This window comes from Streptomyces sp. NPDC014891, assembly GCF_043081085.1.
GTDB lineage: Bacteria > Actinomycetota > Actinomycetes > Streptomycetales > Streptomycetaceae > Streptomyces.
Genome location: NZ_JBIBWF010000011.1, coordinates 132,702 through 154,234, shown reverse-complemented (window position 1 = coordinate 154,234; position 21,533 = coordinate 132,702). Strand labels below are relative to the sequence as shown.

Here is a 21,533-nt window from a genome sequence, read left to right as displayed (position 1 = left end):
CGTCGATCGGTTCTCCGCGACCATGCTAGGCGGGCCCGCCGACCCGGTCGGGCGCCGCGGGCCCGGCCGCGGTCTCGGCCCTGGACCGCGCCCGGGGGCGCCCGGTCCCGGAGGTCCAGGCCGGACGCCCCGGGAGTGCGGGACGCGGTCCCTGCGTTCCGGGCTCGGCCGGGGCGGCGGGGCGCCCGGTCCCCGGCGGTCTGGGCCGGACACCCCCGGGGCCCCGGACGCGGTCCCTACTCTCCGGGCTCGGCCGGGGCGGCGGCCGACTGCCCGGCCGCCAGGGCCCGCTCGGTCCGCTCGGCCCGCCGGAGCAGGGCCGCCGCCACCAGGCCGCCGGCGAAGACGGCGATCGCACCGACCAGCTGGCTGGTCTGGAGGCCTGAGGCGAAGGCCTCCGAGACGGCCTTCCGCTCGGCCTCGCCGCCGGCGGCGGCGAGGGCGGCCGGGAGGGAGGTCGCGGTGACGGCCACGAGCGCGGCGAAGCGCGCGTTGAGGACGGCGCCGAGGACGGCGACGCCGAGGCCGTTGCCGAACTCGGCGAGGGTGCCGTTGATCCCGGCGCCCACCCCCGCCTTCTCCGGCGGGATCGAGCTCATGATCGCGTTGGCCATGGCCGGGGAGGAGACGGCGATGCCGCCGCCCATCAGGACCAGGCCCAGGAGCATCCCCGCGTAGCTGCCGTCCGTGCCTCCGCCGAGCAGCGAGATGGCGGTCAGCCCGCCGGCGACCAGGGACATGCCGAGGACGACGGTGGGCGGGGTGCCCAGCTTCACGACGATCCGCGGGCCGATGCCGGTCAGGTTGAGGCCGACGATCGTCAGCGCCAGCGGCGCCATCCGCAGACCCGCCTCCAGCGGCTCGTAGCCGAGCACGAACTGCAGGTGCTGGGTGAGCAGGAAGAGCGAGCCGCCCATGCCGAAGACGACCAGGATCGAGCCGCCGATCGCGCCGATGAACTTCTGGTTCCGGAAGAAGTGCATGTCGAGCATCGGGTACGGGGTGTGCAGCTCCCACAGGGCGAACGCGCCGAGGCCCAGCAGCCCGATCGCGGCCGGGACCAGCACCTGGGCGGAGACCCAGCCGTGCTCGGGGCCGCTGATGATCGCGTACACGACGGCGGTCATGCCGATGGTGGACAGCAGCGCGCCGAGCAGGTCGGGACGCTCCCCCTGGGGGTTCTTCGACTCCGGTACGAGCCTGAGGACGGCGACCAGGGCCAGGACCGCGACCGGGATGTTGATCAGGAAGATCATTCCCCACCAGAAGTGGTTCAGGATCACTCCGCCGATGAGCGGTCCGCCGGCGAAGCCGAGCGAGGCGACGGTGGACCAGAGCGCGATGGCCTTGACCCGCTCCGAGTCGTCGAAGATCTGCATGACGACCGCGAGGGTGGTGGTCATCAGGAGTGCGCCGCCGACGCCCATGCCCGCGCGGGCGGCGATCAGCTGCGTCGTCGAGCCGGCGAGCCCGGCCGCGAGCGAGCCGAGGCCGAAGAGCGCGAGTCCGACGGCGAGCAGCTTCTTGCGGCCGTAGCGGTCGGCGGCGTTGCCCGCGCTGAGCAGCAGGCCGGACTGGACGAGCGAGTACGCGTTGATCATCCACTGGATGTCGGTGGTGGTCGCGTGGAGTTCGGAGGTCAGCGACGGGATGGCGACGCTGAGCACGGTGTTGTCGAGCAGCACGGTGAGCTGGGCGAGGCAGATGACGCCGAGGATCAGCCAGCGCTGAGGGTGACCGCCGGTGGCGGTCGGTTCGGTCGCGGCGGTCGTCGCCGTCATGGGCAGGGCTCCTTGTACGGTGTACGGGACTGGGTCTCGTACACCGTACAAGGGCTCTCTTACGCTGTATAGCGATTAATCACGGGCCGTCAGGTCGTAGAAGGAGGCGTTCCCGACCGTGGTCTTCTCGAAGTTCTCCGCGACCCACGTGGCGATCTCCGAGTTGCCGCCGCCCGGGCCCCCGCCGCCCATCCGGCCGCCGTCGGCCTCACCGGAGGCGCTCTCGCCGCTGCCGATGAAGTAGTGGATCCTGCCCTCGGCGACGTACCGCTTGAACTCCGCGAGCGTCGGGGACGGGTCGCTGCCGTTGAAGCCGCCGATCGCCATGACCGGCTTCTCGGTGGCGAGCTGGTAGCTGGCCGCGTTCTGGGCACCCACGGTGGCCGCGACCCAGGTGTACGCGTCGGCGTCGTCGAGGAGCGTGCTCTTCGCCTCCGCACCGACACTGGCGCCGTTGAGCAGGCCGCCCATCCCGCCACCGCCGCCGCCCCGGCCGCCGCCCCGGGTCATGCCCTGCGGCGGAGTGCCGCCGGGCATCCCGCCCTGAGCCTGCCCGCCGGGCATCTGACCGCCTTGACCGCCGGGCATCTGGCCGCCCTGGCCGCCCTGGCCGCCGGGCATTTGGCCGCCGCCCGGCATCTGGCCACCACCGGGCATCTGACCGCCGCCGGGCATCTGCCCACCGCCCGGCATCTGGCCGCCCCTGCCGCCGCCGGGGAATCCGCCCTCGAACATCCGCATGCCGCCGCCGGGACCGCGGCCGCCCATCGCGCCGCCCGCGGGGCCCGCCGTGACGATCGAGCCCTGGTGACCGGTGTCCACCGTCGCCAGGGTGTACGCGAACGGACCCGCGAGCCCCGCCGCCAGACCGAGGCCCGCGACGCCCAGCCCGAGCCGCCGGTCCACCCGGCCCGCGAACAGCAGCCCGACCGCGGCCACCGCGCCCGCGACCAGCACCGTCCACCGCAGCCACGGCAGCCAGTCCGGCGTCCGGCCGAGCAGGGTCCAGCCCCACCAGGCGGTCACCGCCACCGCGAGCGCGAGGGTCCCCGAGGCGAGCAGCCGGGTGCGCTCCTCCCACAGCACCGCCGCGCCCATGCCGACGACCGCCGCCAGGTAGGGGGCCAGGGCCACCGTGTAGTACTCGTGGAAGATGCCGGCCATGAAGCTGAACACGACCAGCGTGATCAGCAGCGAACCGCCCCACACCAGGAGCGCGGAGCGCGCCGTGTCCGTCCGCGGCGCCCGCCAGGTCACGACGAGCCCCGCGACGAGCAGGATCAGCGCCGCCGGCAGCAGCCAGGAGATCTGGCCGCCGACCGAGTCGTTGAACATCCGCAGGACCCCGGTCTCGCCCCAGCGGCCGCCACCCGCGCCACCCGGACCGCCCCCGCCGCCGACGCTGCCGGTCTCGTTGCCGTTGATCCGGCCGAGACCGTTGTAGCCGAAGGTGAGCTCCAGGAAGCTGTTGTTCTGCGAGCCGCCGACGTACGGGCGGGAGGACGCCGGCCACAGCTCGACCAGCGCCACCCACCAGCCCGCCGACACCAGCATCGCGAGCCCCGCGAGCCCGAGCCGGCCGATCCTGCGGCCGATCCCGCCCGGCGCGCACACGCCGTAGACGAGGGCGAGCGGCGGCAGGACGAGGAAGGCCTGGAGGGTCTTCGCGAGGAAGGCGAAGCCGAAGGCCACCCCGGCCCACACCAGCCACTTCGCCGCGCCCCGGTCCTGCTCCAGGGCCCGCAGCACGCAGTACACGGCCACCGTCATGAGCAGGGCGAGCAGCGCGTCCGGGTTGTTGAAGCGGAACATCAGCGCCGCGACGGGCGTGAGCGCCAGGACGGTGCCCGCGATCAGGCCGGCGCCCGGGCCGAACCGGCGCCGCACGGCCGCGTAGAGCACGGCGACCGTGCCCACGCCCATGAGGACCTCCGGCACCAGGATCTGCCAGGACCCCAGGCCGAAGAGCCGGACCGAGAGGGCCATGGGCCAGAGAGCGGCCGGCGGCTTGTCGACGGTGATGGCGTTGGCCGCGTCGAGCGAGCCGAAGAAGAAGGCCTTCCAGCTCTCCCCGCCCGCCTGGACGGCGGCGGAGTAGAAGGAGTTCGCGTAACCGGAGGCGCTCAGGTTCCACAGGTAGAGCGCGGCCGTGACGGCGAGCAGGCCGAGGAACGCGGGCCGGACCCAGCGGGCGTCCTCCGGACGGCCGCGCAGGAGCCGGGTCAGCGGGCCGCCGCGGGGCGCCCCCGCATGCGGCGCGGCGGGCGCCGCGGCCGGGAAGGTCGAGGTCGTCGATGTCATCGGTCGTCCCTGGGGTCGTTCCGTGCGGGGGAGCGCTCGGGGAAGACCCAGAGCCGGAGGAGGAGGAAGCGCAGGACGGTCGCGGCGAGGTTCGCGACGACCAGGACGGCGAGTTCGGTGGAGTGCGCCGGGTTCCCGGTCGCCGCGCCGAGCGCGGCGAGCGAACCGCTCGTCAGGGCCAGGCCGATCGCGAAGACCACGAGTCCCTGCGCCTGGTGGCGGACGGCCCGGTCGCGGCCCCGTACGCCGAAGGTCAGCCGCCGGTTGGCCGCCGTGTTGGCCACGGCGGAGACCAGGAGCGCGCCCGCGTTGGCGAGCTGCGGGCCCACCCCGAGCCGGAAGAGGGAGTACAGGGCGAGGTAGAAGAGCGTCGACAGGACCCCGACCACGCAGAAGCCGACCAGCTGCCGGGCCAGTCCGCCCGGCACGCCCGTGAGTTCACGGTCCCGGGGGTCGTCCCCGAAGGGCCTGGCCAGCCGGTCCAGCGGCAGCGAACCCGTCGCGAGGGCACGGCCCACCCGCCAGACGCCCTTGAGGTCGTCGGTGGCCGTGCTCACGATGTGCACGGTCGAGTCGGGGTCGTCGACCCAGTCCACCGGAACCTCGTGGATGCGCAGGCCGGCCCGTTCCGCGAGGACCAGCAGCTCCGTGTCGAAGAACCAGCCGGTGTCCTCGACCATCGGGAGCAGCCGCTCGGCGACGTCGCGCCGGATCGCCTTGAAGCCGCACTGCGCGTCGGAGAACCGGGCGGCCAGCGAGCCGCGCAGGATCAGGTTGTACGCACGCGAGATGAACTCCCGCTTCGGCCCGCGCACCACCCGCGAGGAGCGGGCGAGCCGGGAGCCGATCGCCAGGTCCGAGTGGCCCGAGATGAGCGGCGCGACCAGCGGGAGCAGGGCGTTCAGGTCGGTGGAGAGGTCCACGTCCATGTAGGCGAGGACGGGCGCGTCGGAGCCCGACCACACCGTCCGCAGCGCCCGGCCGCGGCCCTTCTGCTCCAGCCGGACGGAACGCACCTCGGGCACCTCGGCCGCGAGCCCGGCCGCGACCTCGGGGGTGCTGTCGGTGGAGGCGTTGTCGGCGACGGTGATCCGGAAGTCGTACGGGAAGGTCCGGAGGAGGTGCTCGTGGAGCCGGCGGACGCACGGCTCCAGGTCCTTCTCCTCGTTGTAGACGGGGATCACCACGTCCAGGACGGGCCGCCCGGCGCCGTCCACCGGCAGGTGCTCCCGGGCCGGGAGGGCTCCGGACAGGGGCCCCGCGATCGTTGGGGTTCGCATGTCACAGACACTCGCCGGGGCCGCTGTCACGGCTGTGTGATGAGCCTGTGCCCTGCCTGTGAGGGGACGTCCTCCGCCGCCGGGGCAGGCAGCCGGACGGTGAAGACGGTCCGGCCGGGCGCGCTGTCGACGCCCACCTCGCCCCCGTGCGCGACCACGACCGCCCGCACGATGGCGAGCCCGAGGCCGGTGGATCCGGCCTGCCGGGAGCGGGAGGCGTCGCCGCGCGCGAACCGCTCGAAGACCGAGGGCAGGAGCGCGGCGGGGATGCCGGGGCCGTCGTCCTCGATCCGGACGGTCACCGCACCGGGTTCGGTGCGCACCCGCGCGGTGACCCTGGTCCCCGCCGGGGTGTGCGTCCGCGCGTTGGCGAGGAGGTTGACGAGGACCTGCTGGAGCCGGGCGCCGTCCGCGTGGACGACGCCCCCGCCGTCCTCGGGCAGTTCGAGGGACCAGTGGTGGTCGCGTCCCGCGGCGCGCGCGTCGCTCACCGCGTCCACGACGAGCGGGACGAGGTCGACGGACTCGTACGCGAGGGGACGTCCGGCGTCGAGGCGGGCCAGCAGCAGGAGGTCCTCCACGAGGCCCGTCATCCGGGCCGCCTCGGACTCGATGCGGCCGAGCGCGTGCCGGGTGTCGGGGCCGCACTCCTCGCGGCCGCGCCGGGTCAGCTCGGCGTACCCCCGGATCGAGGCGAGCGGGGTGCGCAGTTCGTGGCTGGCGTCGGCGACGAACTGCCGGACCCGGGTCTCGCTCTGCTGGCGGGCGTCGAGCGCCGAGTGGACGTGGTCGAGCATCCGGTTGAGGGCGGCGCCGACCTGGCCGACCTCGGTCCGGGGATCGGCCTCGGTCTCGGGGACCCGCTGGTGGAGTGCCACCTCTCCGCTGTGCAGCGGCAGCTGGGCGACCTGCCCCGCGGTGGCGACGACCCGCCGCAGCGGCCGCAGGGCGACCCGGACGAGGACCGTCCCGGCCAGGGAGGCGGCGAAGAGCCCGGCGCCGGTGACGCTCAGCTCGACGAGGATCAGGGTGGAGAGCGCCTTCTCGACGGAGGCCAGGGGAATGCCGGTGAGGACGGTGCCCCAGCTCGCGGAGGCGTATTCGACCCGGTACGAGCCGAGTCCGCCCGGCAGTTCGACGGTGTGCGGCCGCCCGTCGCGCGGGACGGCCGCCAGGGCCGCCCGCTGGGCTTCGTCGAGCGGCTTGATGCGGAGGTCCTGCCGGTAGATGCCCCGGTCCTCGGCCTCCGCCGAGTACCCGGCCTCGGTCACGACGCCGTCCGTGAGGACGGCGCCGAGCGTGCCGACCGGGGTGCTGGGCCCCACCACGAACCCGAGGTCGTCCTTCCCGCGCCGGTTCATCTCGGGCAGGCCGGCCATCCCCGACGGCGGACCGGCCGCCCGGTTGGAGACGGCCCGGACCTGCTCGTCGGCCCGGTCGTACAGATACGAGCGGAAGGCTATGGTCGTGACCGTGCCGATGACGGACGCGACGACCGCGATCAGCGCGACCGCCGACACGACGAGACGGGTCCGCAGCGACCACGGTCCCCGGGTCCGCCACCGCCGCCCTGCAGCTCGGAACACGGGCCGCTACTCCCCCGGCTTGATGAGGTACCCGGCCCCGCGCCGGGTGTGGATCATCGGGGTGCGCCCGGCGTCGATCTTCCGCCGCAGGTACGAGATGTAGAGCTCGACGACGTTGGCCTGGCCGCCGAAGTCGTAGGACCAGACCCGGTCGAGGATCTGCGCCTTGCTGAGCACCCGGCGGGGATTGCGCATCAGATAGCGCAGCAGCTCGAACTCGGTCGCCGTGAGGTGGATCGAGTCCCCGCCCCGGGTGACCTCGTGGCTGTCCTCGTCGAGGGTGAGGTCCCCGACGGCGAGCAGCGACTCGCTGCGCGCGACCGCCGCGCCCGACCTGCGGATGAGCCCGCGCAGCCGGGCCACGACCTCCTCCAGGCTGAAGGGCTTGGTGACGTAGTCGTCGCCACCCGCCGTGAGCCCGGCGATCCGGTCCTCGACGGCGTCCTTCGCCGTCAGGAAGAGCACCGGCACGTCGGGCAGCTCGCGCCGGATCCGGCCGAGCAGGCTGAGCCCGTCGACGTCGGGCAGCATGATGTCGAGGATGACGGCGTCCGGCCGGAACTCGCGCGCGGAGCGCAGCGCGGTGGCCCCGTCCCCGGCGCTGGACACCTGCCAGCCCTCGTAGCGAAGGGCCATGGAGAGCAGCTCGGCGAGCGAGGCCTCGTCGTCGACGACGAGGACGCGGACGGCGGTTCCGTCGGCACGGAGCATGTCGGCGCGGGTGCCGGGACGGCGTGTGGTGACGGTCATGGAACCCACGCTCCCGGCCGCCGCTGAGAGGCCTCTTGTCTCTTCCTGTGAATTGCCTGAGAACCGGAGAGGAAGGGGTGGGCTGGGCCGGTGTCCTCAGGGTTTCACGTGAAACAGCGCGGCGCCGTTCTCGTACAGGACTCCCCGCAGCCAGTCGTCCCCGAGCCCGAGGCGTTCGAGAGCCTGGAGCTGGTGGAGGTACGGATACGGGATGTTCGGGAAGTCGGAGCCGAGGAGGATCCGGTCGCCGAGGGCCACCAGCCGCGCGCGCTCCTCCCGGGGGAAGGGCGCGAGCCGTTCGCTGAAGTCGGTGAACGCCATCGTGGTGTCGAGGTGGACGCCCTCGTACCGCTGGGCGAGGTCGAGGAACTCGCCGTACTCGGGCATCCCCATGTGGGCGACGATCACCCGGAGCCGGGGATGGCGGGCGAGCAGCCGCCCCATGGGCTCCGGCCCGGTGAACCGGCCCGGGGCGGGTCCGGAGCCGCAGTGCACCACGACCGGCGTACCGGAGTCGGCCAGCGCACCCCAGGCCTCGTCCAGCTCCGGGTCGTTGGGGTCGAAGCCGCCGACCTGGAGGTGCACCTTGAAGACCCGGGCCCCCGCGTCGAGCGCCTCGCGGACGTACCGGTCGACGCCCGGCTCGGGGAAGAGGGTCGCGGTGTGCAGGCAGTCGGGCGTGCGGGAGGCGAAGTCGGCCGCCCAGGAGTTCAGCCAGGCGCCCATCCCGGGCTTGTGGGGATAGAGCATCGCGGTGAACGCGACCGCTCCGAAGCCCCGCAGGAGGGCGAGCCGGCGGTCCTCCTCCTCGCGGTAGGTGATGGGCCACGCCATCCCGGTCAGGGGGCCGACGGCGTCGAAGTAGGCCCAGACCTTGTCGAGGACGTTCTGCGGCATGAAGTGCGTGTGCACGTCGACGAGTCCGGGAATCCCGAGCCGCTCGACGAGCTCCCGGATGCCCGCGCTCTCACGGCGGTCACGGCTCTCCTGGCCCGCGGGAACCGCACCACCGAGGCAGCACGGATCGCTCCCGTCGCTCTCCCCGCCCGCGTCGCCCCGTGCGACCGGCTCGCCGGGACCGCCCGGACCGTCGGAACCGCTCCCGCTACGCGCGCTCAAAGCTGTAACTCCGCTCGACCTTCCCGATGTGCACGCTGAAACTGTCGTACCAGTGCTCCCGCCCGTACGCCTTGGCCGCCACGTGCTCGCCGTGCAGCCGCCAGGCGTCCAGCGACTCCAGGTCCCGGAAGTAGGCCACGGTGATCCCGATGCCGCCCGGAGTGCGGGCCGACTCGTGGCCGAGGAAGCCGGGCATCTCGCGGGCGAGCGCGTCCATCCGGGCCGCGGTCTCGGCGTAGCCCTCGGGGGCGTCCGGCCGGACCGAGGTGAACACAGCCGTGTAGTAGGGCGGTTCGAGGCCCGCCACCAGTTCGGAGGTCATGTGATCACCCTCGTCGGACCGGCGGGCGGATGTCCACGGACGCCGGGAAAGGGATCCAAGACTTTACGAAGGGCCGCAGGCCCTCAGAAGAGCTCCCCCTGGCTGCTCTCGTCCACCGCGGACACCGCCTCCGCCACCGGGACGGACAGCGCGACCCCCTCCCCCGCACCCCGGAGCGCCCAGCCGCCCATCAGCCGGGTGTCGAGGGCGACACAGCGCCCGCCGGAGTCGAGCAGATGCAGGTCGGGCCCCGCCGCGGCGAGCAGCCGCCCGCTGACGACACCCCCGTCGACCAGCTCCGTCACCGTGCCGGCGAGCGGCGGCAGCCCGTCGAGACCGAAGACGGCCGCGTGGTCGCGCGCGGCGAACTCCAGCGGCTCCAGGGTCTCCGTCCAGCCGCCGACCTCCCGCGCCCGCCCGTACAGCTCCCGGACCTCGGCCGCCCGGTCGGCGGCGGACGGCAGGGCGTGCCGGGCGGCGCGCTTCCGTTCGTACGCCACCCGGTCGGGAACCCCGAGGGCCTGCCGGAGCACCTCCTCGGTCCGCCGAGCCGCCATCAGGGGCCCCCGCCCGAGCCAGCCGAACGTGACGGCCCCCTGCTCCAGCAGCCGGGCCTCGCCCCGGGCCTCCGCGGTGATCCCGACCTTGGTCATCCCGGGCCCGAACCAGGCCAGGTAGACGCGGTACGGCTGCGGGTCGTCAAGGAAGGTGTCGGCCGCGACCGAGTGGGTCCGGTCGAGGCGCGCGCACTCCGCGCAGCGCCCGCCGGTGGCCCGACCGGGCACGACGGCGTCCAGCGGGCAGGGGTTCCCCCGCGCTCCCGGGCACCGCCGCTCCCCGACGGCCTGGAAGGCGAGCTCCTGTCCGTACGCGAGGGCGCTGACCCTGCCGCCCCACCACCGCAGTCCCGGCTCGCCCCCGGCCCAGGTGATCCCCCGACACCGCCACTCCACGCCCTGCCTCCTCCGCTCGCCGGATGTCCAGTCTCCGGCACGTCCGCTCCCCGTCCCCTACCCCTGGACACCGGGGCGACGCGGACGCGTGCCGGGCCGTCGTGCCCGCTCAGGGCAGGACGTAGAAGCGTGCCCCGTCGGCGTCGGGCCCGCCGACCTCCCGCATGCAGCCGCGCTCGATCAGCAGGCGGACGCAGTCCTGGACGCGCTCGCCGGCGAGGCCGGTGCGGCGGGTGACGTCCTGGGCTCGGCACCGGACGCCGCCGCGGACCAGCGCGGGGGCGAGGAAGGCCGCGACCGTCCGCACGTCCCCGGTGACGGCCCAGGACTCGACGAGCTGCTGAGGGGTGAGCGCGACCGCGGCGCCGGCCCGCTGCCGGGGCAGGGAGAGGTGTTCGAGGGAGGCGGCGACCCGGGAGAGGCTCCGCCGGGTCTCGCGGAGCAGCTCCGCGTACTCGGTGTGCTCGGCGTAGGCGACGGCCCGCTCGTCCCACTGCCCGTCGAGCCGGACGAGGGCGTCGAGGAGCTCCGGCGGCAGGACGTGTCCGGCGTGCACGGGGGAGGGTTCGAGCCCGTATCCGCCGTACCGCTGGATCGCCGCTATGACCTCGGCCGTCCACGCCCGGAACGGCCCGGCCTCCGGTCTCCGGCAGGCCCCGACGAGCTGCACGAGCCCCTGGAGGCTCACCATCCGCGTCGTCGCCCTGATTCCGCTCCGCCCGGCGAACTCCTCGTCCCCTGCGAGCTCCCGCGCGGCCGCCAGGCACGTCTCCGGCAGCACCACGGTCCGCAGCACCTCCCGGGTCCCCGCGTAACCCAGCCGCTTCGCCACGTCCACGACGGGGAACCAGTGGGTCCCGTCGGCCGCGGTCAGCCTCCGCAGGGGCGCGCCGGTGGCGGCGTACACCAAGTCATCGATGTCGATCGCGTCCATCGATCATCACCTCCGCCTCGCAAGCTAGGCCGAGGGCATATTCAACTGACATGCAAATCAGACAGGTTCACCCAAAAGGGGAGGGGTTCCCGGGGACACCCCCGGAAACCCCTCCCCGACATCCGATTCCGCGGCCGTCCCTACCGGGCGACGAACTGCGTGAGGATCGCCTGCACCTCGTAGATGTCGACACCCTTGGTGAAGGTCTTCTGGACCGGCAGCTGGCTGCCCGAGATCCAGATCTTCAGCTCGGCGTCCAGGTCGAAGGTGCCGGCGGTCTCGACCGCGAAGTGCGTGATGCTCTTGTACGGGATCGAGTGGTACTCGACCTTCTTGCCGGTGATGCCCTGCTTGTCGACCAGCACGAGCCGCCGGTCGGTGAAGAAGATGGTGTCGCGGATCAGCAGGTACGCGGCGTGCACCTGCTCCCCCTGCCCGAGCAGCCGCGCGTAGTCCTGCTGCGCCTGCGCCGGATCAATCGCGTGCGCGTTCCCGAAGAGCGCCATGCTCCAACCCCCACATCCGTAGAAAGAACGATCATCCGACCATAACGGCTCCCCCGCGCCCCGTCACCGAACCCCCACCACGGCCCCCCGACTTCACCGCCCACCGGACCACCCCCACGAGCCCCGACACCCGACGCCGGAGCGACCCCACGGCGTGCCGGATCTCCTCCGCCCGCGGCCGTCTAGGCCGACGAACCCGACGGGGCAACCACGGTCAACGCGTAGTCCACGCCGGTCGAGAAGCCGCCCGACCACCCACGGATCTTCAGGGAGTGCTTCCCCGGAGCGAGCGGCGGCAACTGCACCCACAGACCGCACCCCGTCGCCTCGAAGCGTCCCTCCTCCCCGGTGACCGGGTTGCCCTGAGCACCGAGCACCGTGATCGAGGCGCCCGAGTACGTCTCGGGCTCGACCGCCTTGCCGTCGAGGACCACGGTCCCCTGGGCGCCGCTCATGAAGTCCGCGCAGCGCTCGGGGTCTCCGAAGGTGTTGACGACGGGCGCGGCGATCGAACGCCCGCCGGGAACCTCGCACGCGCGCTCGGCCCGACCGCCGAAGGTTCCGGCCAGGAACCACACGTCCTGGGGCTGGTTACGCGCGCACGCACGCCCGTCCACGTCGGCGACGGGATTGGTCGCTTCGGGCTCCGAGGCCGCCCACGTCCACCACCGTCCCTGCAGTTCCCCGGGGGAGAGGGTCTCGCTCCCCCTCGCCTGGTCCGTGCTCGGTGGAAGGGTGCCCGCCGGGGCAGTGCGAGCCGGCGTGGCTCGTTCCGCACCCTCCGCCCCCGCGGCCGCCTGGGTCCCGCACCCCGTCAAGCCCGCCATCACCACAGCGGCGAGGCCCGCCACCCCGACTCCGTACCTCATACAGCCCCTCCCGATCGGACGCGTCGCCGAACCCCCGCCCCGACGCGACATGAGCGGCCACGCTATCCCCCGGGTCCTCCCGGACCGCTCCGGGCCCGGCGGCCGCACGTATCCCCGGCGCGTCCGGAGAACGCGAGAGGCCCGGACTCTCGTCCGGGCCTCTGGTCTGCTGTGCACTCGGCAGGATTCGAACCTGCAACCTTCTGATCCGTAGTCAGATGCTCTATCCGTTAAGCTACGAGTGCTTGTTCTTTTGTCTTGCCTCCGCTCCCCGGTCTTTCGACCCGCTCGCGGCGACAGACAGAACATTACATGACTGCCGCCGCCATGTGAAATCCATTAGGCCCACCCCTTGTGACCTGCGAAAACGTCGTGCGGGTCCCCAGTGGGGGCGGGAAGCCGGGTGGTGGGTGCCGGGGTGCCGAGGGGTGGAAACGGCCGAAGCCCCGGCCTGTGGGGCCGGGGCTTCGGTAGGGGCGGAGGCGGAGGGATTTGAACCCTCGATGGGCTTTAAGACCCAAACCGCATTAGCAGTGCGGCGCCATAGACCGGACTAGGCGACGCCTCCATGCACCTCGCGCTTGCGCGGGTGGTGCGTGCAGATGATGACACAGACGAACCGGGTGTCACCAATCGATTCTCACCGTACTAGCCCCCCGGGGTCGAGGGCAAAGCCCAGCGCGCCCGACGTGGTGCCCGCCGGAGCCGCCCCCGACCCGGCGGGGTCCGTGGAATGCCGGTCCGAGGCCCGGCGGTGTCCGGCGGGACGGACCGCCCGGCTCCCCGCGCGGTCCCGTGGCACGGACGGCCCCCCGTCCTCCCCCGCCCGGCGCACCCCGCTTGCGCAACGCCCCCGCGTCCGGAGCGTTAGAGGGGGCGGGGCGCGTCGTGCGCGCGTGCCCCGCCCCCTTCAACGTCCGGGAGACCCGCATGCTGCGCCGCCTCGTCCTCGCGTCCCTCGCCACCGCCGCCGCCGGCACCGCGGGCCTCGGCCCGCTCCCTCCGCTGCCGCTGCTCGCCCCGCCCGAGAAGCTGACCGTGACCGTCGCCGAGAGCGGCCACCCCGACGCCGACGGCACCTTCGAGCTGAGGTGCGACGACCGGGTCGCCGGGAACCACCCCGCCCACCAGAACGCCTGCGAGCGCCTCGACCGGCTCGCCGAGGAGGGGGGCGACCCCTTCGCGCCCGTGCCCGGGGACGCGTTCTGCACCCAGGTGTACGGCGGCCCGGCCGTCGCCCACGTCACCGGCACCTGGCAGGGACGCACGGTCGACGCCCGCTTCTCCCGCGCCGACGGCTGCGAGATCAACCGCTGGGAGAATCTGGAGCCTGTCCTTCCTCTTGTCCGGGGATGAGACGGGATGGGAGGCAATGAGACCGGGCCCGCCCCCCGCGGGCTCCCTTAGACTCCCTTCCGTGACAGGGTGCGGCCCGAGGGGCAAGATGGGGCCGGCCGGCCGATAGGGCATGCACGTTGCCGTGCGTCAGGGAGGAACGTCGTCGTGAGCAGCAGGCCATCCCGGGGCGCTGCTCGCCTCGCAGCCATACTCGACGCCCTTCCCGACGGCCTCGTGCTCGTCAACTGCAACGGCACGGTCGTCAACGCCAACACCATCGCCCTCGGCATGTTCGAGACCCCGGGCACCGCACTCGTCGGACGCGGCCTGCTCGATCTCCTGCCCGGCTTCGACTCCCGCCTCATCCCCGGCTCCATGCGCCGCCCCGAGGGCACCGACGAGCGCGGCCGCACCAAGCCCACCCGGATGATCGCCCGCCGCACCGACGGCAGCGAGTTCGCCGTCGAGGTGACCAGCGCCAGCCTGGAGGACGGCCGCGAGGCCTACGACTCGTACGGTGGCTACACCGGCGACGAGCTGCTCATGCTGGTCGTCCGGGACCTCACCGGCACCCTCGACACCGAGGCCGAACTCGCCCGCTCGCAGCGGCAGACCGAGATGATCCTGCGCGCCGCCGCCGAGGGCGTCGTCGGCACGGACACCGACGGCCGCGTCGTCCTCGTCAACCCGGCCGCCGCCCAGATCCTCGGCTACCGCGCCGGCGAGCTCGGCGGCCAGGAGCTGCACCCGCTGATCCTGGCCAAGCGCCCGGACGGCGAGCCGTTCCCGTACGAGGAGTCGCCGCTCGCCGACACCCTCAAGTCCGGCCGCAAGCACCGCGTCCGCGGGCAGGTCCTCTGGGCGAAGAAGGGCGACCGCGTGCCGGTCGACCTGACGACCGCTCCGGTGCGCGACGGCGACCAGCTCGTCGGCGCCGTCATGACCTTCACCGACCGCAGGCCGTACGAGCAGCTGGTCGAGGAGCACGCCGCCGAGATCAAGGAGCTCACCGAGCGGAACGCCGCCGAACTCGCCGACCGGGCCGAGCGGAACGCCGCCGACCGGGAGGCGCAGCAGGAGCGGTACGCCTCCCTCGCCGCCCGGCACGAGCAGCTCACGGCCGTCCTCGCGGAGTCCCTGCGCGGCCCCCTTCAGGAACTCCGCGGCCAGCTGGGCGCCCTCGCCGCGGACGACGCCGGACAGCTCTGGCCCGAGGCCAACCAGGTCCTGCACCACCTCGCCGCCGGGTACGCCCGCATGACGGCCCTGGTGGACAACGTCCTGGGCTACCAGCGCCTGGACGCGGGCGCCGAGTCGCTGGACAAGGGCGTCGCGCTCCTCGACGGCATCGTGACGGCGGGCATCGACGGGGCGGTCGACCTGATCGGCCCCGGCCGCGCCCAGTTCGCCGTGCACGCGCCGCCCATCGAGGCCGAGGTGGACGCGGCCCGGCTCTCGACCGCGCTCGCGCACCTGGTCGCCGACGTCGCCGGCGTCGACGCGACCGGCAAGAACCGCACCGCCGCCCAGGGCGCCGGACCGGCCGACTCCACGATCGTCGTCGCGGCGGCGCAGCGCGGTGACGTCGTGCGGATCGAGGTCCGGGGCCCGTACGCCGGCGGGGATCCGGTCCACGGGCCGGTCGTCCGCGGCATCGTGGCGGCGCACGGCGGTGTCGTGCAGACCCACGAGGTGCCGGGGACGAGCGGCGGGGCGTACGTCCTCGAAGTCCCGCTCGGTACGGGCCGGGGCACGGTCCCGGCGACGGAGCAGGCCCCGCACGGGGCGGACGGCCCGGCCGGCGCGTCCGGGCCCGGTTCGGCCGGCGGGCGCGCCGGCGGCGGCCGGGAGGCGCTCGCGCTCCCGGCGCAGGCCTCCGCACCCGTCCCCCCGGCCGCGGCCGGCCTCTCCCCGGTCCCCGTCCCCGCCGGCCCCTCCGGCACGTCGGCGCCCTCCGGTGCTCCGGTGGCGTCCGCCGACTCCCCGGAGACCTCCGGCGGCGGGCGGCGGCGGGCCCGGCGCGGCTCCACGGACGCCTTCCTGGAGAGTGCGGTCGCCCCCGAGACCGCCGCCGAGCCCAGCGGCCGCCGCCGGGCCCGTACGGCGGAAGCGCTCGGCGGGCCCGCCGAACTGATCCCGGCCCAGCAGAACGCGGGCGTGGACGAGGCCGTGCCCGTCGGCGGTACGGCCCAGGGCGCCCCCGGCGGTTCCCCGGTCGAGCCCACCGGCCGGCGTCGCGGACGGCCCGCCGAGGGCTCGGTCGTGACCGCCGCGGAAGGCGCGCAGGGACGGGCCGCGCTCGGTGCCGCCGTGCCGCCGCAGGGTGTCGCCGTCGAGCCCACCGGGGCTCCGCCGGCGCCCGCGCTCGCTCGCGCCCTGCCGGCCGTGGCCTCTGCCGACTCCGCGCCCGAGGCGCAGCCGAGCGGACGCCGCCGTCGTGCGCTCGCCGCCGCGCAGGAGCGCGCGGCCGCGGCCGAGGCGGGGCCCCGGACGCCGTTCGCGCTCCCGCCGGCCGATGCCGACCGCCCCGCCGAGGACGAGGTCGCGCTCGCCCCGCCGGCCGGGTCCTCGGCCGTCGCGGCGCCGCTGCCCGTGTCCGACGAGGGCCGCCACGAGGCCGTACGGGGTGTCCCGGACGCCGGGCACACGCCCGCGCCGGCCCATCCGCACCCGCTGCCGCAGGGCGAGCCGACCGGGCGCCGCCGGGCCGTGGCGCCCCCGCCGCCCGAGTCGGAGCAGGAGCCGGTCGCGCACGCCCCGGCTCCCGAGCCGACCCGGGCCCCCGCCCAGGCCGTGCCCGCCGCGCAGGCCGAGCCCCGGAACAGCACGAGCTCCGGTTCGGGCACCGGCACCGGTTCGGGGACCGGCACCGGTTCGGTGCCGCTGCCTCCCGAACTGCCCATGCCTAAGGACTCGACGCAGGGGCGGGCGTTCAGCGTGCGCACCCTCGGGCAGGGCGTCCCCTTCGTCCCGCCGCCCCCGGCGGCCCCGCTGCCCGCCCCGGCCGGCTCGCCCGCCCCGGCGGCCCCGGCGGTCTCCGGTCCGCCCTCCAACGGCTCCGGCACCTCCAACGGTTCCGGGCGGCGGCGCAGGCTCGCCACCCCGCCGGAGTCCGACCCGCCCGCGCAGGCCGCGCTCCCCGCGCCGGCCGGCGGCGAGGCCAGGCCGCACCCGCAGCCGGAGGCCCCGACGCCGTCCCGCGCGCCCGAGGGACGCGCGTACGCCATAGGAGCGCCCGCCGAGGGCAGCGCCGAGGGACCCGAGCCGCTCGACGGTCCCGGTGGCGCCGTCGAGGTCGCCAACCGGCCCGCACCGCGCCCGGTCGACGACGAACTCCCCCCGGAGCCCCTCGACAACCCGCGCCGGCTGCTGGTCTGGCCCGCGCCCGACGTCTCCACCCAGCAGGCGCTGAGCGACCGCGGCTACCGCCCGGTGATCGTGCACTCCCGTGAGGAGGTGGACGCCCAGATCGCCGCCTTCCCGGCCGCGCTCTTCGTCGACCCGCTGACCGGGCCCATCACGCGCACCGCGCTCCAGTCGCTGCGTCAGGCCGCCGTGGCCGCCGAGGTTCCGGTGCTCCTCGCGGCCGGTCTGGGGCAGGCGACCCGGGAGGCCGCGTACGGCGCCGACCCGGCCGTGCTCCTGAAGGCGCTCGCACCGCGCGACAGCGAGCAGCACCCGTCCCGCGTCCTTCTCATCGAGGAGAACGAGGACATCGCGGAAGCGCTCGGAGCCACCCTGGAGCGGCGCGGGATGCAGGTCGCCCGGGCGGCCACGGACACCGAGGCGGTCACCCTCGCCACGCAGACGCGGCCGAACCTGGTGGTGATGGACCTGATGCAGGTGCGCCGCCGCCGGGCCGGGATCATCGACTGGCTGCGGGCGAACGGGCAGCTCAACCGCACCCCGCTGGTCGTCTACACCTCGGCCGACCTCGCCGAGGAGGAACTGCCGAAGCTGTCCTCCGGCGAGACGGTCCTCTTCCTGGCGGAGCGCTCGAACAGCACCGAGGTCCAGGCCCGGATCGTCGACCTGCTCGCGAAGATCGGCACCAACTAGCCGCCCGGGCCGCGCCCGAACGGAGCCGCCTCAGGCGCCGGGGCGCCCGAGCGCGACCGCCGCGCATGCCGGGCCGCGCTCCGGTACCACCGACGCGCCGGGCCGCGTACGACCGGGGCCGCCGCACGCGCACGGAAGCGGGGAGGGCTTCGCACGGCGAAGCCCTCCCCGCTTCCGCGTTCGCAGTCGGCTACAGCTCCGTCACGTCCAGCGCGCCCTCCGCGTACTGCCTGCGGATGACCTTCTTGTCGAACTTGCCGACGCTCGTCTTGGGCACCGCCGGCACGATCGCCCAGCGCTCCGGGAGCTGCCACTTGGCGATGCCGGCCTCGTCGGCGAGGAAGGCCTTCAGCGTCTCGTAGTCCGCCGTGGCGCCGTCCTTGAGGACGACGGTCGCCAGCGGCCGCTCGCCCCACTTCTCGTCCGGGACGGCGACGACGGCGGCCTCGGCGACGGCCGGGTGCGCCATGATCGCGTTCTCCAGCTCGACGCTGGAGATCCACTCGCCGCCGGACTTGATGACGTCCTTGGCACGGTCGGTGAGGGTGAGGAAGCCCTCGGGGCTGATCACACCGACGTCCCCGGTCTTGAGCCAGCCGTCCTCGCTGAACTTGTCCGCCGGACGCAGCGCCTCGCCGTCGACGCCGCCGAAGTAGGAGCCGGCGATCCAGGTGCCGCGCACCTCCAGCTCGCCGGCCGACTCGCCGTCCCAGGGCAGGTGCTCGCCGGCCGGGCCGACCAGGCGGGCCTCGACGCCGGCCGGGAAGCGGCCCTGCGTGACGCGGTACGGCCACTCCTCCTCGGCGGTCAGTCCGTGCGGAGGGTGGGCCATCGTGCCCAGGGGGGAGGTCTCCGTCATGCCCCAGGCGTGGCAGAGGCGGACGCCGAGCCGGTCGTACGCCTCCATCAGCGCGGGCGGACAGGCCGCGCCGCCGATGGTGACCTGGGACATCGAGGAGAGGTCGCGGGGGTTCGCGGTGACCTCGGCGAGCAGGCCCTGCCAGATGGTGGGGACGGCGGCCGCGTGGGTCGGCCGCTCGCGCTCGATCATGTCGGCGAGCGGGGCCGGCTGGAGGAAGCGGTCCGGCATGAGCATGTTGATGCCGGTCATGAAGGTGGCGTGCGGCAGGCCCCAGGCGTTGACGTGGAACTGCGGGACGACGACCAGGGTCGTGTCCCGGTCGGTCAGGCCCATCGACTCGGCCATGTTGACCTGCATCGAGTGCAGGTAGATCGAGCGGTGCGAGTAGACGACGCCCTTGGGGTCGCCCGTGGTGCCGGAGGTGTAGCACATGGCCGCGGCCGAACGCTCGTCCAGCTCGGGCCAGTCGTACGTGGTCGGGCGGCCGGCGATCAGCTCCTCGTAGTCGTGCACGCGCGGTGCGGCGCCGTCCAGGACGGAGCGGTCCCCGGGGCCGGCGACCACGATGTGCTCGATCGTGGGCAGGTGCGGCAGCAGCGGGGCGAGGAGGGGGAGCAGCGAGCCGTTGACGAGGACGACCCGGTCGGCGGCGTGGTTGACGATCCACACCAGCTGCTCGGGGGGAAGACGGAGGTTCAGGGTGTGCAGGACCGCGCCCATCGAGGGGATCGCGAAGTACGCCTCGACGTGCTCGGCGTTGTTCCACATGAGGGTCGCGACCCGCTGGTCGCCGACGACCCCGAGTTCGTCGCGCAGGGCGTTGGCCAGCTGGTGCGCGCGTTCCCCGGCCTCCGCGAACGTGCGGCGCTGCGGCTCGGGTTCGCCCGTCCAGGTGGTGATGATCGACTTCCCGTGGATCGTCATTCCGTGCTTCAGAATGCGGCTCACGGTCAGCTGTACGTCCTGCATGGTGCTGTACACGGGGCGTCCTCCCGGTGGGCGCTACGTGGCAGAAGGGGTGTGGAGATTCTGCGCACGTACCGCTCGGTATGTCACTACCCGAGAGTACGGAAATTGCCAGTGATCACTGGCACGAGTGCCGCGCCACGCCGGATATCGACCGGTTCCTCGCGCTTCCTACCGGACGGGCGTCAGCTCCGGGTCCTCGCGGAGCTTGCCCAGCGCTCTCGACACCGCGCTCTTCACCGTGCCGACGGACACCCCCAGGACCTCGGCGGTCTGGGCCTCGCTCAGGTCCTCGTAGTACCTGAGGACCACCATCTGGCGCTGCCGCTCGGGGAGCTTCAGCACCGCGCGCCACATCGCGTCGTGCAGCACCTGCCGCTCCGCCGGGTCCGGCTCCGGGACTCCGGACGGCTCGGGCAGCTCGTCGCAGGCGAACTCGTCCACCTTGCGCTTGCGCCACTGCGACGTGCGGGTGTTCAGCAGGGCGCGGCGGACGTAGCCGTCCAGGGCGCGGTGGTCCTCGATGCGCTCCCAGGCGACGAACGTCTTGGCCAGCGCCGTCTGGAGCAGGTCCTCGGCGTCGCACGGGTTGGCGGTCAGGGAGCGCGCGGTGCGCAGGAGCACGGGCCCGCGCGCCCGTACGTACGACGAGAAGGTCGGGTACGACGCGAACTGCGAGGCACCGGCGCAGACGGGGCCAGAGGGTGGCGGAGTCATGGCTCCACGCTAGGAGGGGAGGGGCGTCCGGCGGATCGGCCCCAGGTCCCGACCCGCAGTCCGCCTCAGGTTGTAGGGGTGGGGACGCCCCGACCTCCTCTGGGTGGAGACCCCTCCGGGCCCCCTCAGGGTCGGCGGACCGGTGGCGCCCCGCCCTCCGCCCGGTCGGCGACCCCGGTCACGCCCACGGCCGAGGGGGCGACGCGGGCGACGGGGGCGTCCATCGTGTTCCGGTCGATGAGCATCCGCCGGCCACCGTACGTCTCGGCGACGTTGCCCGCGTACTGGTGGATCCGGGCGTGCGGCGTCCAGGCCTGCGGGTGCAGCACCGGCTCGGAGGCGAGCGCGGGCCGCCCCAGCCAGCGGGCGAACCACATCACGGACGGCAGATCGGGCGTCCCCGCCCGCCGCGCCGCCTCCATGTCCCGCACTCCCGTGTCGGCGCTGCTGTAGAACCCGGGCAGGTAGCCGAGGCGGCGCACCTCCCGGTTCCAGGCGCGGACGAAGGAGAGGGTGGTCGCGGCGCAGGCCGCGTCGTCCTGCGCGTACGCCTCGATGTCGAGGTACAGCGGGCTGCTCGCGTCCAGGCCCAGGGCCCGCGCGGCCTGCACCGCCTCGGCCCCCTCCCGGGTGCCCTGGCCCGAGGGGTTCCCGCCGAGGGCGAAGGGCCGCTTCGCCGCGGCGTTCACGCACGGCGCCTGCGAACCGACGAAGAGCGGCAGCAGCCGCCAGCCCATGGTGTGCACGGAGGCGACCCAGTCCGGGGTCAGCTCCCGCTGGACGGGGCAGCCGCGCCCGCGCCCGCCGAAGTAGATCCCGACGGCCCCGTACGGCGAACTGCGCCAGGCGTCCATCACCGCGAGGGACGGCGCCTCGCACGTGTCGAAGGCCCGTCCGGCGAAGTACACGGGGTCGGCGGCGGCCTGGCTCCCCGGGGCGCCGCCGGGTCCGGCGGCCGGGGCGCCGGCGGCCCCGGGTCCGGCGGCGGGAGCGGGCAGCAGGCCGGGCGACCCGGTCGGCACGGGGGCGCTGAACAGCACCGTCCCGGCCAGCGCCGCCGCGACGGCCCCGACCACGAGTCGCACGGAAGCCCGCCGCCCGCCCCGCCCCGGCCCGCCGACGGGGGCACGGGGTGGGGTGGGGTACGGGGACGGGACCGGGGGCGGGGGCGGGGGCGTGACCGGGGTGCC

16 protein-coding genes and 2 tRNA genes are annotated in these 21,533 nt (G+C 74.3%); 2 read left to right on the top strand and 16 right to left on the bottom strand.

What is annotated here, in order from left to right:
* Positions 1-236 precede the first annotated feature (236 nt).
* The 13 genes from ACF09E_RS29020 to ACF09E_RS28960 form a co-directional block, all read right to left on the bottom strand.
* The gene (locus ACF09E_RS29020; RefSeq protein ID WP_392208318.1) at positions 237-1,781 is read right to left on the bottom strand and encodes an MFS transporter; all 1,545 of its coding nucleotides are present in this window, start codon (positions 1,779-1,781) and stop codon (positions 237-239) included.
* A gap of 75 nt (positions 1,782-1,856) precedes the next feature.
* Positions 1,857-4,082, bottom strand: a complete 2,226-nt coding sequence (locus tag ACF09E_RS29015; RefSeq protein WP_392208316.1) for an ArnT family glycosyltransferase — start codon at positions 4,080-4,082, stop codon at positions 1,857-1,859.
* On the bottom strand, positions 4,079-5,362 hold the full coding sequence (locus ACF09E_RS29010) for a glycosyltransferase (RefSeq protein WP_392208314.1): 1,284 nt from the start codon (positions 5,360-5,362) through the stop codon (positions 4,079-4,081). Before ACF09E_RS29010 ends, ACF09E_RS29015 begins: the two co-directional genes overlap by 4 nt.
* 26 nt (positions 5,363-5,388) lie before the next feature.
* Positions 5,389-6,948, bottom strand: a complete 1,560-nt coding sequence (locus ACF09E_RS29005; protein WP_392208312.1) for a sensor histidine kinase — start codon at positions 6,946-6,948, stop codon at positions 5,389-5,391.
* A gap of 6 nt (positions 6,949-6,954) precedes the next feature.
* On the bottom strand, positions 6,955-7,698 hold the full coding sequence (locus tag ACF09E_RS29000) for a response regulator transcription factor (protein ID WP_361856491.1): 744 nt from the start codon (positions 7,696-7,698) through the stop codon (positions 6,955-6,957).
* Between the two features lie 96 nt (positions 7,699-7,794).
* Complete coding sequence (locus ACF09E_RS28995; RefSeq protein WP_392208462.1) at positions 7,795-8,655, bottom strand: amidohydrolase family protein; 861 nt, start codon at positions 8,653-8,655, stop codon at positions 7,795-7,797.
* 148 nt (positions 8,656-8,803) lie between these two features.
* Positions 8,804-9,139, bottom strand: coding sequence for an antibiotic biosynthesis monooxygenase family protein (locus tag ACF09E_RS28990; RefSeq protein ID WP_392045249.1), 336 nt, complete (start codon positions 9,137-9,139; stop codon positions 8,804-8,806).
* A gap of 83 nt (positions 9,140-9,222) precedes the next feature.
* Positions 9,223-10,092, bottom strand: coding sequence for a DUF2797 domain-containing protein (locus tag ACF09E_RS28985; protein ID WP_392208310.1), 870 nt, complete (start codon positions 10,090-10,092; stop codon positions 9,223-9,225).
* A 109-nt stretch (positions 10,093-10,201) separates the two neighbouring features.
* Positions 10,202-11,026 carry a BRO family protein gene (locus ACF09E_RS28980; protein WP_392208308.1) on the bottom strand — a complete coding sequence of 275 codons (825 nt, stop codon included), beginning with the start codon at positions 11,024-11,026 and terminating at the stop codon, positions 10,202-10,204.
* A gap of 140 nt (positions 11,027-11,166) precedes the next feature.
* On the bottom strand, positions 11,167-11,532 hold the full coding sequence (locus tag ACF09E_RS28975) for a PH domain-containing protein (RefSeq protein WP_030318096.1): 366 nt from the start codon (positions 11,530-11,532) through the stop codon (positions 11,167-11,169).
* A gap of 182 nt (positions 11,533-11,714) precedes the next feature.
* Positions 11,715-12,149, bottom strand: coding sequence for a signal protein (locus tag ACF09E_RS28970; RefSeq protein ID WP_392208306.1), 435 nt, complete (start codon positions 12,147-12,149; stop codon positions 11,715-11,717).
* A gap of 424 nt (positions 12,150-12,573) precedes the next feature.
* Positions 12,574-12,646: transfer RNA gene (locus ACF09E_RS28965), tRNA-Arg, on the bottom strand.
* Positions 12,647-12,878: 232 nt separating this feature from the next.
* Positions 12,879-12,969: transfer RNA gene (locus ACF09E_RS28960), tRNA-Ser, on the bottom strand.
* A gap of 362 nt (positions 12,970-13,331) precedes the next feature.
* Here ACF09E_RS28960 and ACF09E_RS28955 point away from each other — a divergent pair.
* Together ACF09E_RS28955 and ACF09E_RS28950 are read left to right on the top strand one after the other, a co-directional pair.
* Complete coding sequence (locus ACF09E_RS28955) at positions 13,332-13,757, top strand: SSI family serine proteinase inhibitor (RefSeq protein WP_392208460.1); 426 nt, start codon at positions 13,332-13,334, stop codon at positions 13,755-13,757.
* 147 nt (positions 13,758-13,904) lie between these two features.
* Positions 13,905-17,798, top strand: a complete 3,894-nt coding sequence (locus ACF09E_RS28950) for a PAS domain-containing protein (RefSeq protein WP_392208304.1) — start codon at positions 13,905-13,907, stop codon at positions 17,796-17,798.
* A 190-nt stretch (positions 17,799-17,988) separates the two neighbouring features.
* Here the strand turns inward: ACF09E_RS28950 and ACF09E_RS28945 are convergent, their stop codons facing one another.
* The 3 genes from ACF09E_RS28945 to ACF09E_RS28935 all read right to left on the bottom strand — a co-directional run bounded on the left by ACF09E_RS28945 (position 17,989) and on the right by ACF09E_RS28935 (position 21,428).
* Positions 17,989-19,641: a long-chain fatty acid--CoA ligase gene (locus ACF09E_RS28945; RefSeq protein ID WP_392208302.1), complete on the bottom strand. Its 1,653-nt coding sequence runs from the start codon at positions 19,639-19,641 to the stop codon at positions 17,989-17,991.
* Positions 19,642-19,797: 156 nt separating this feature from the next.
* Positions 19,798-20,343, bottom strand: coding sequence for a SigE family RNA polymerase sigma factor (locus ACF09E_RS28940; protein ID WP_361862849.1), 546 nt, complete (start codon positions 20,341-20,343; stop codon positions 19,798-19,800).
* A gap of 125 nt (positions 20,344-20,468) precedes the next feature.
* Positions 20,469-21,428: a DUF1906 domain-containing protein gene (locus tag ACF09E_RS28935; protein WP_392208300.1), complete on the bottom strand. Its 960-nt coding sequence runs from the start codon at positions 21,426-21,428 to the stop codon at positions 20,469-20,471.
* Positions 21,429-21,533 lie beyond the last annotated feature (105 nt).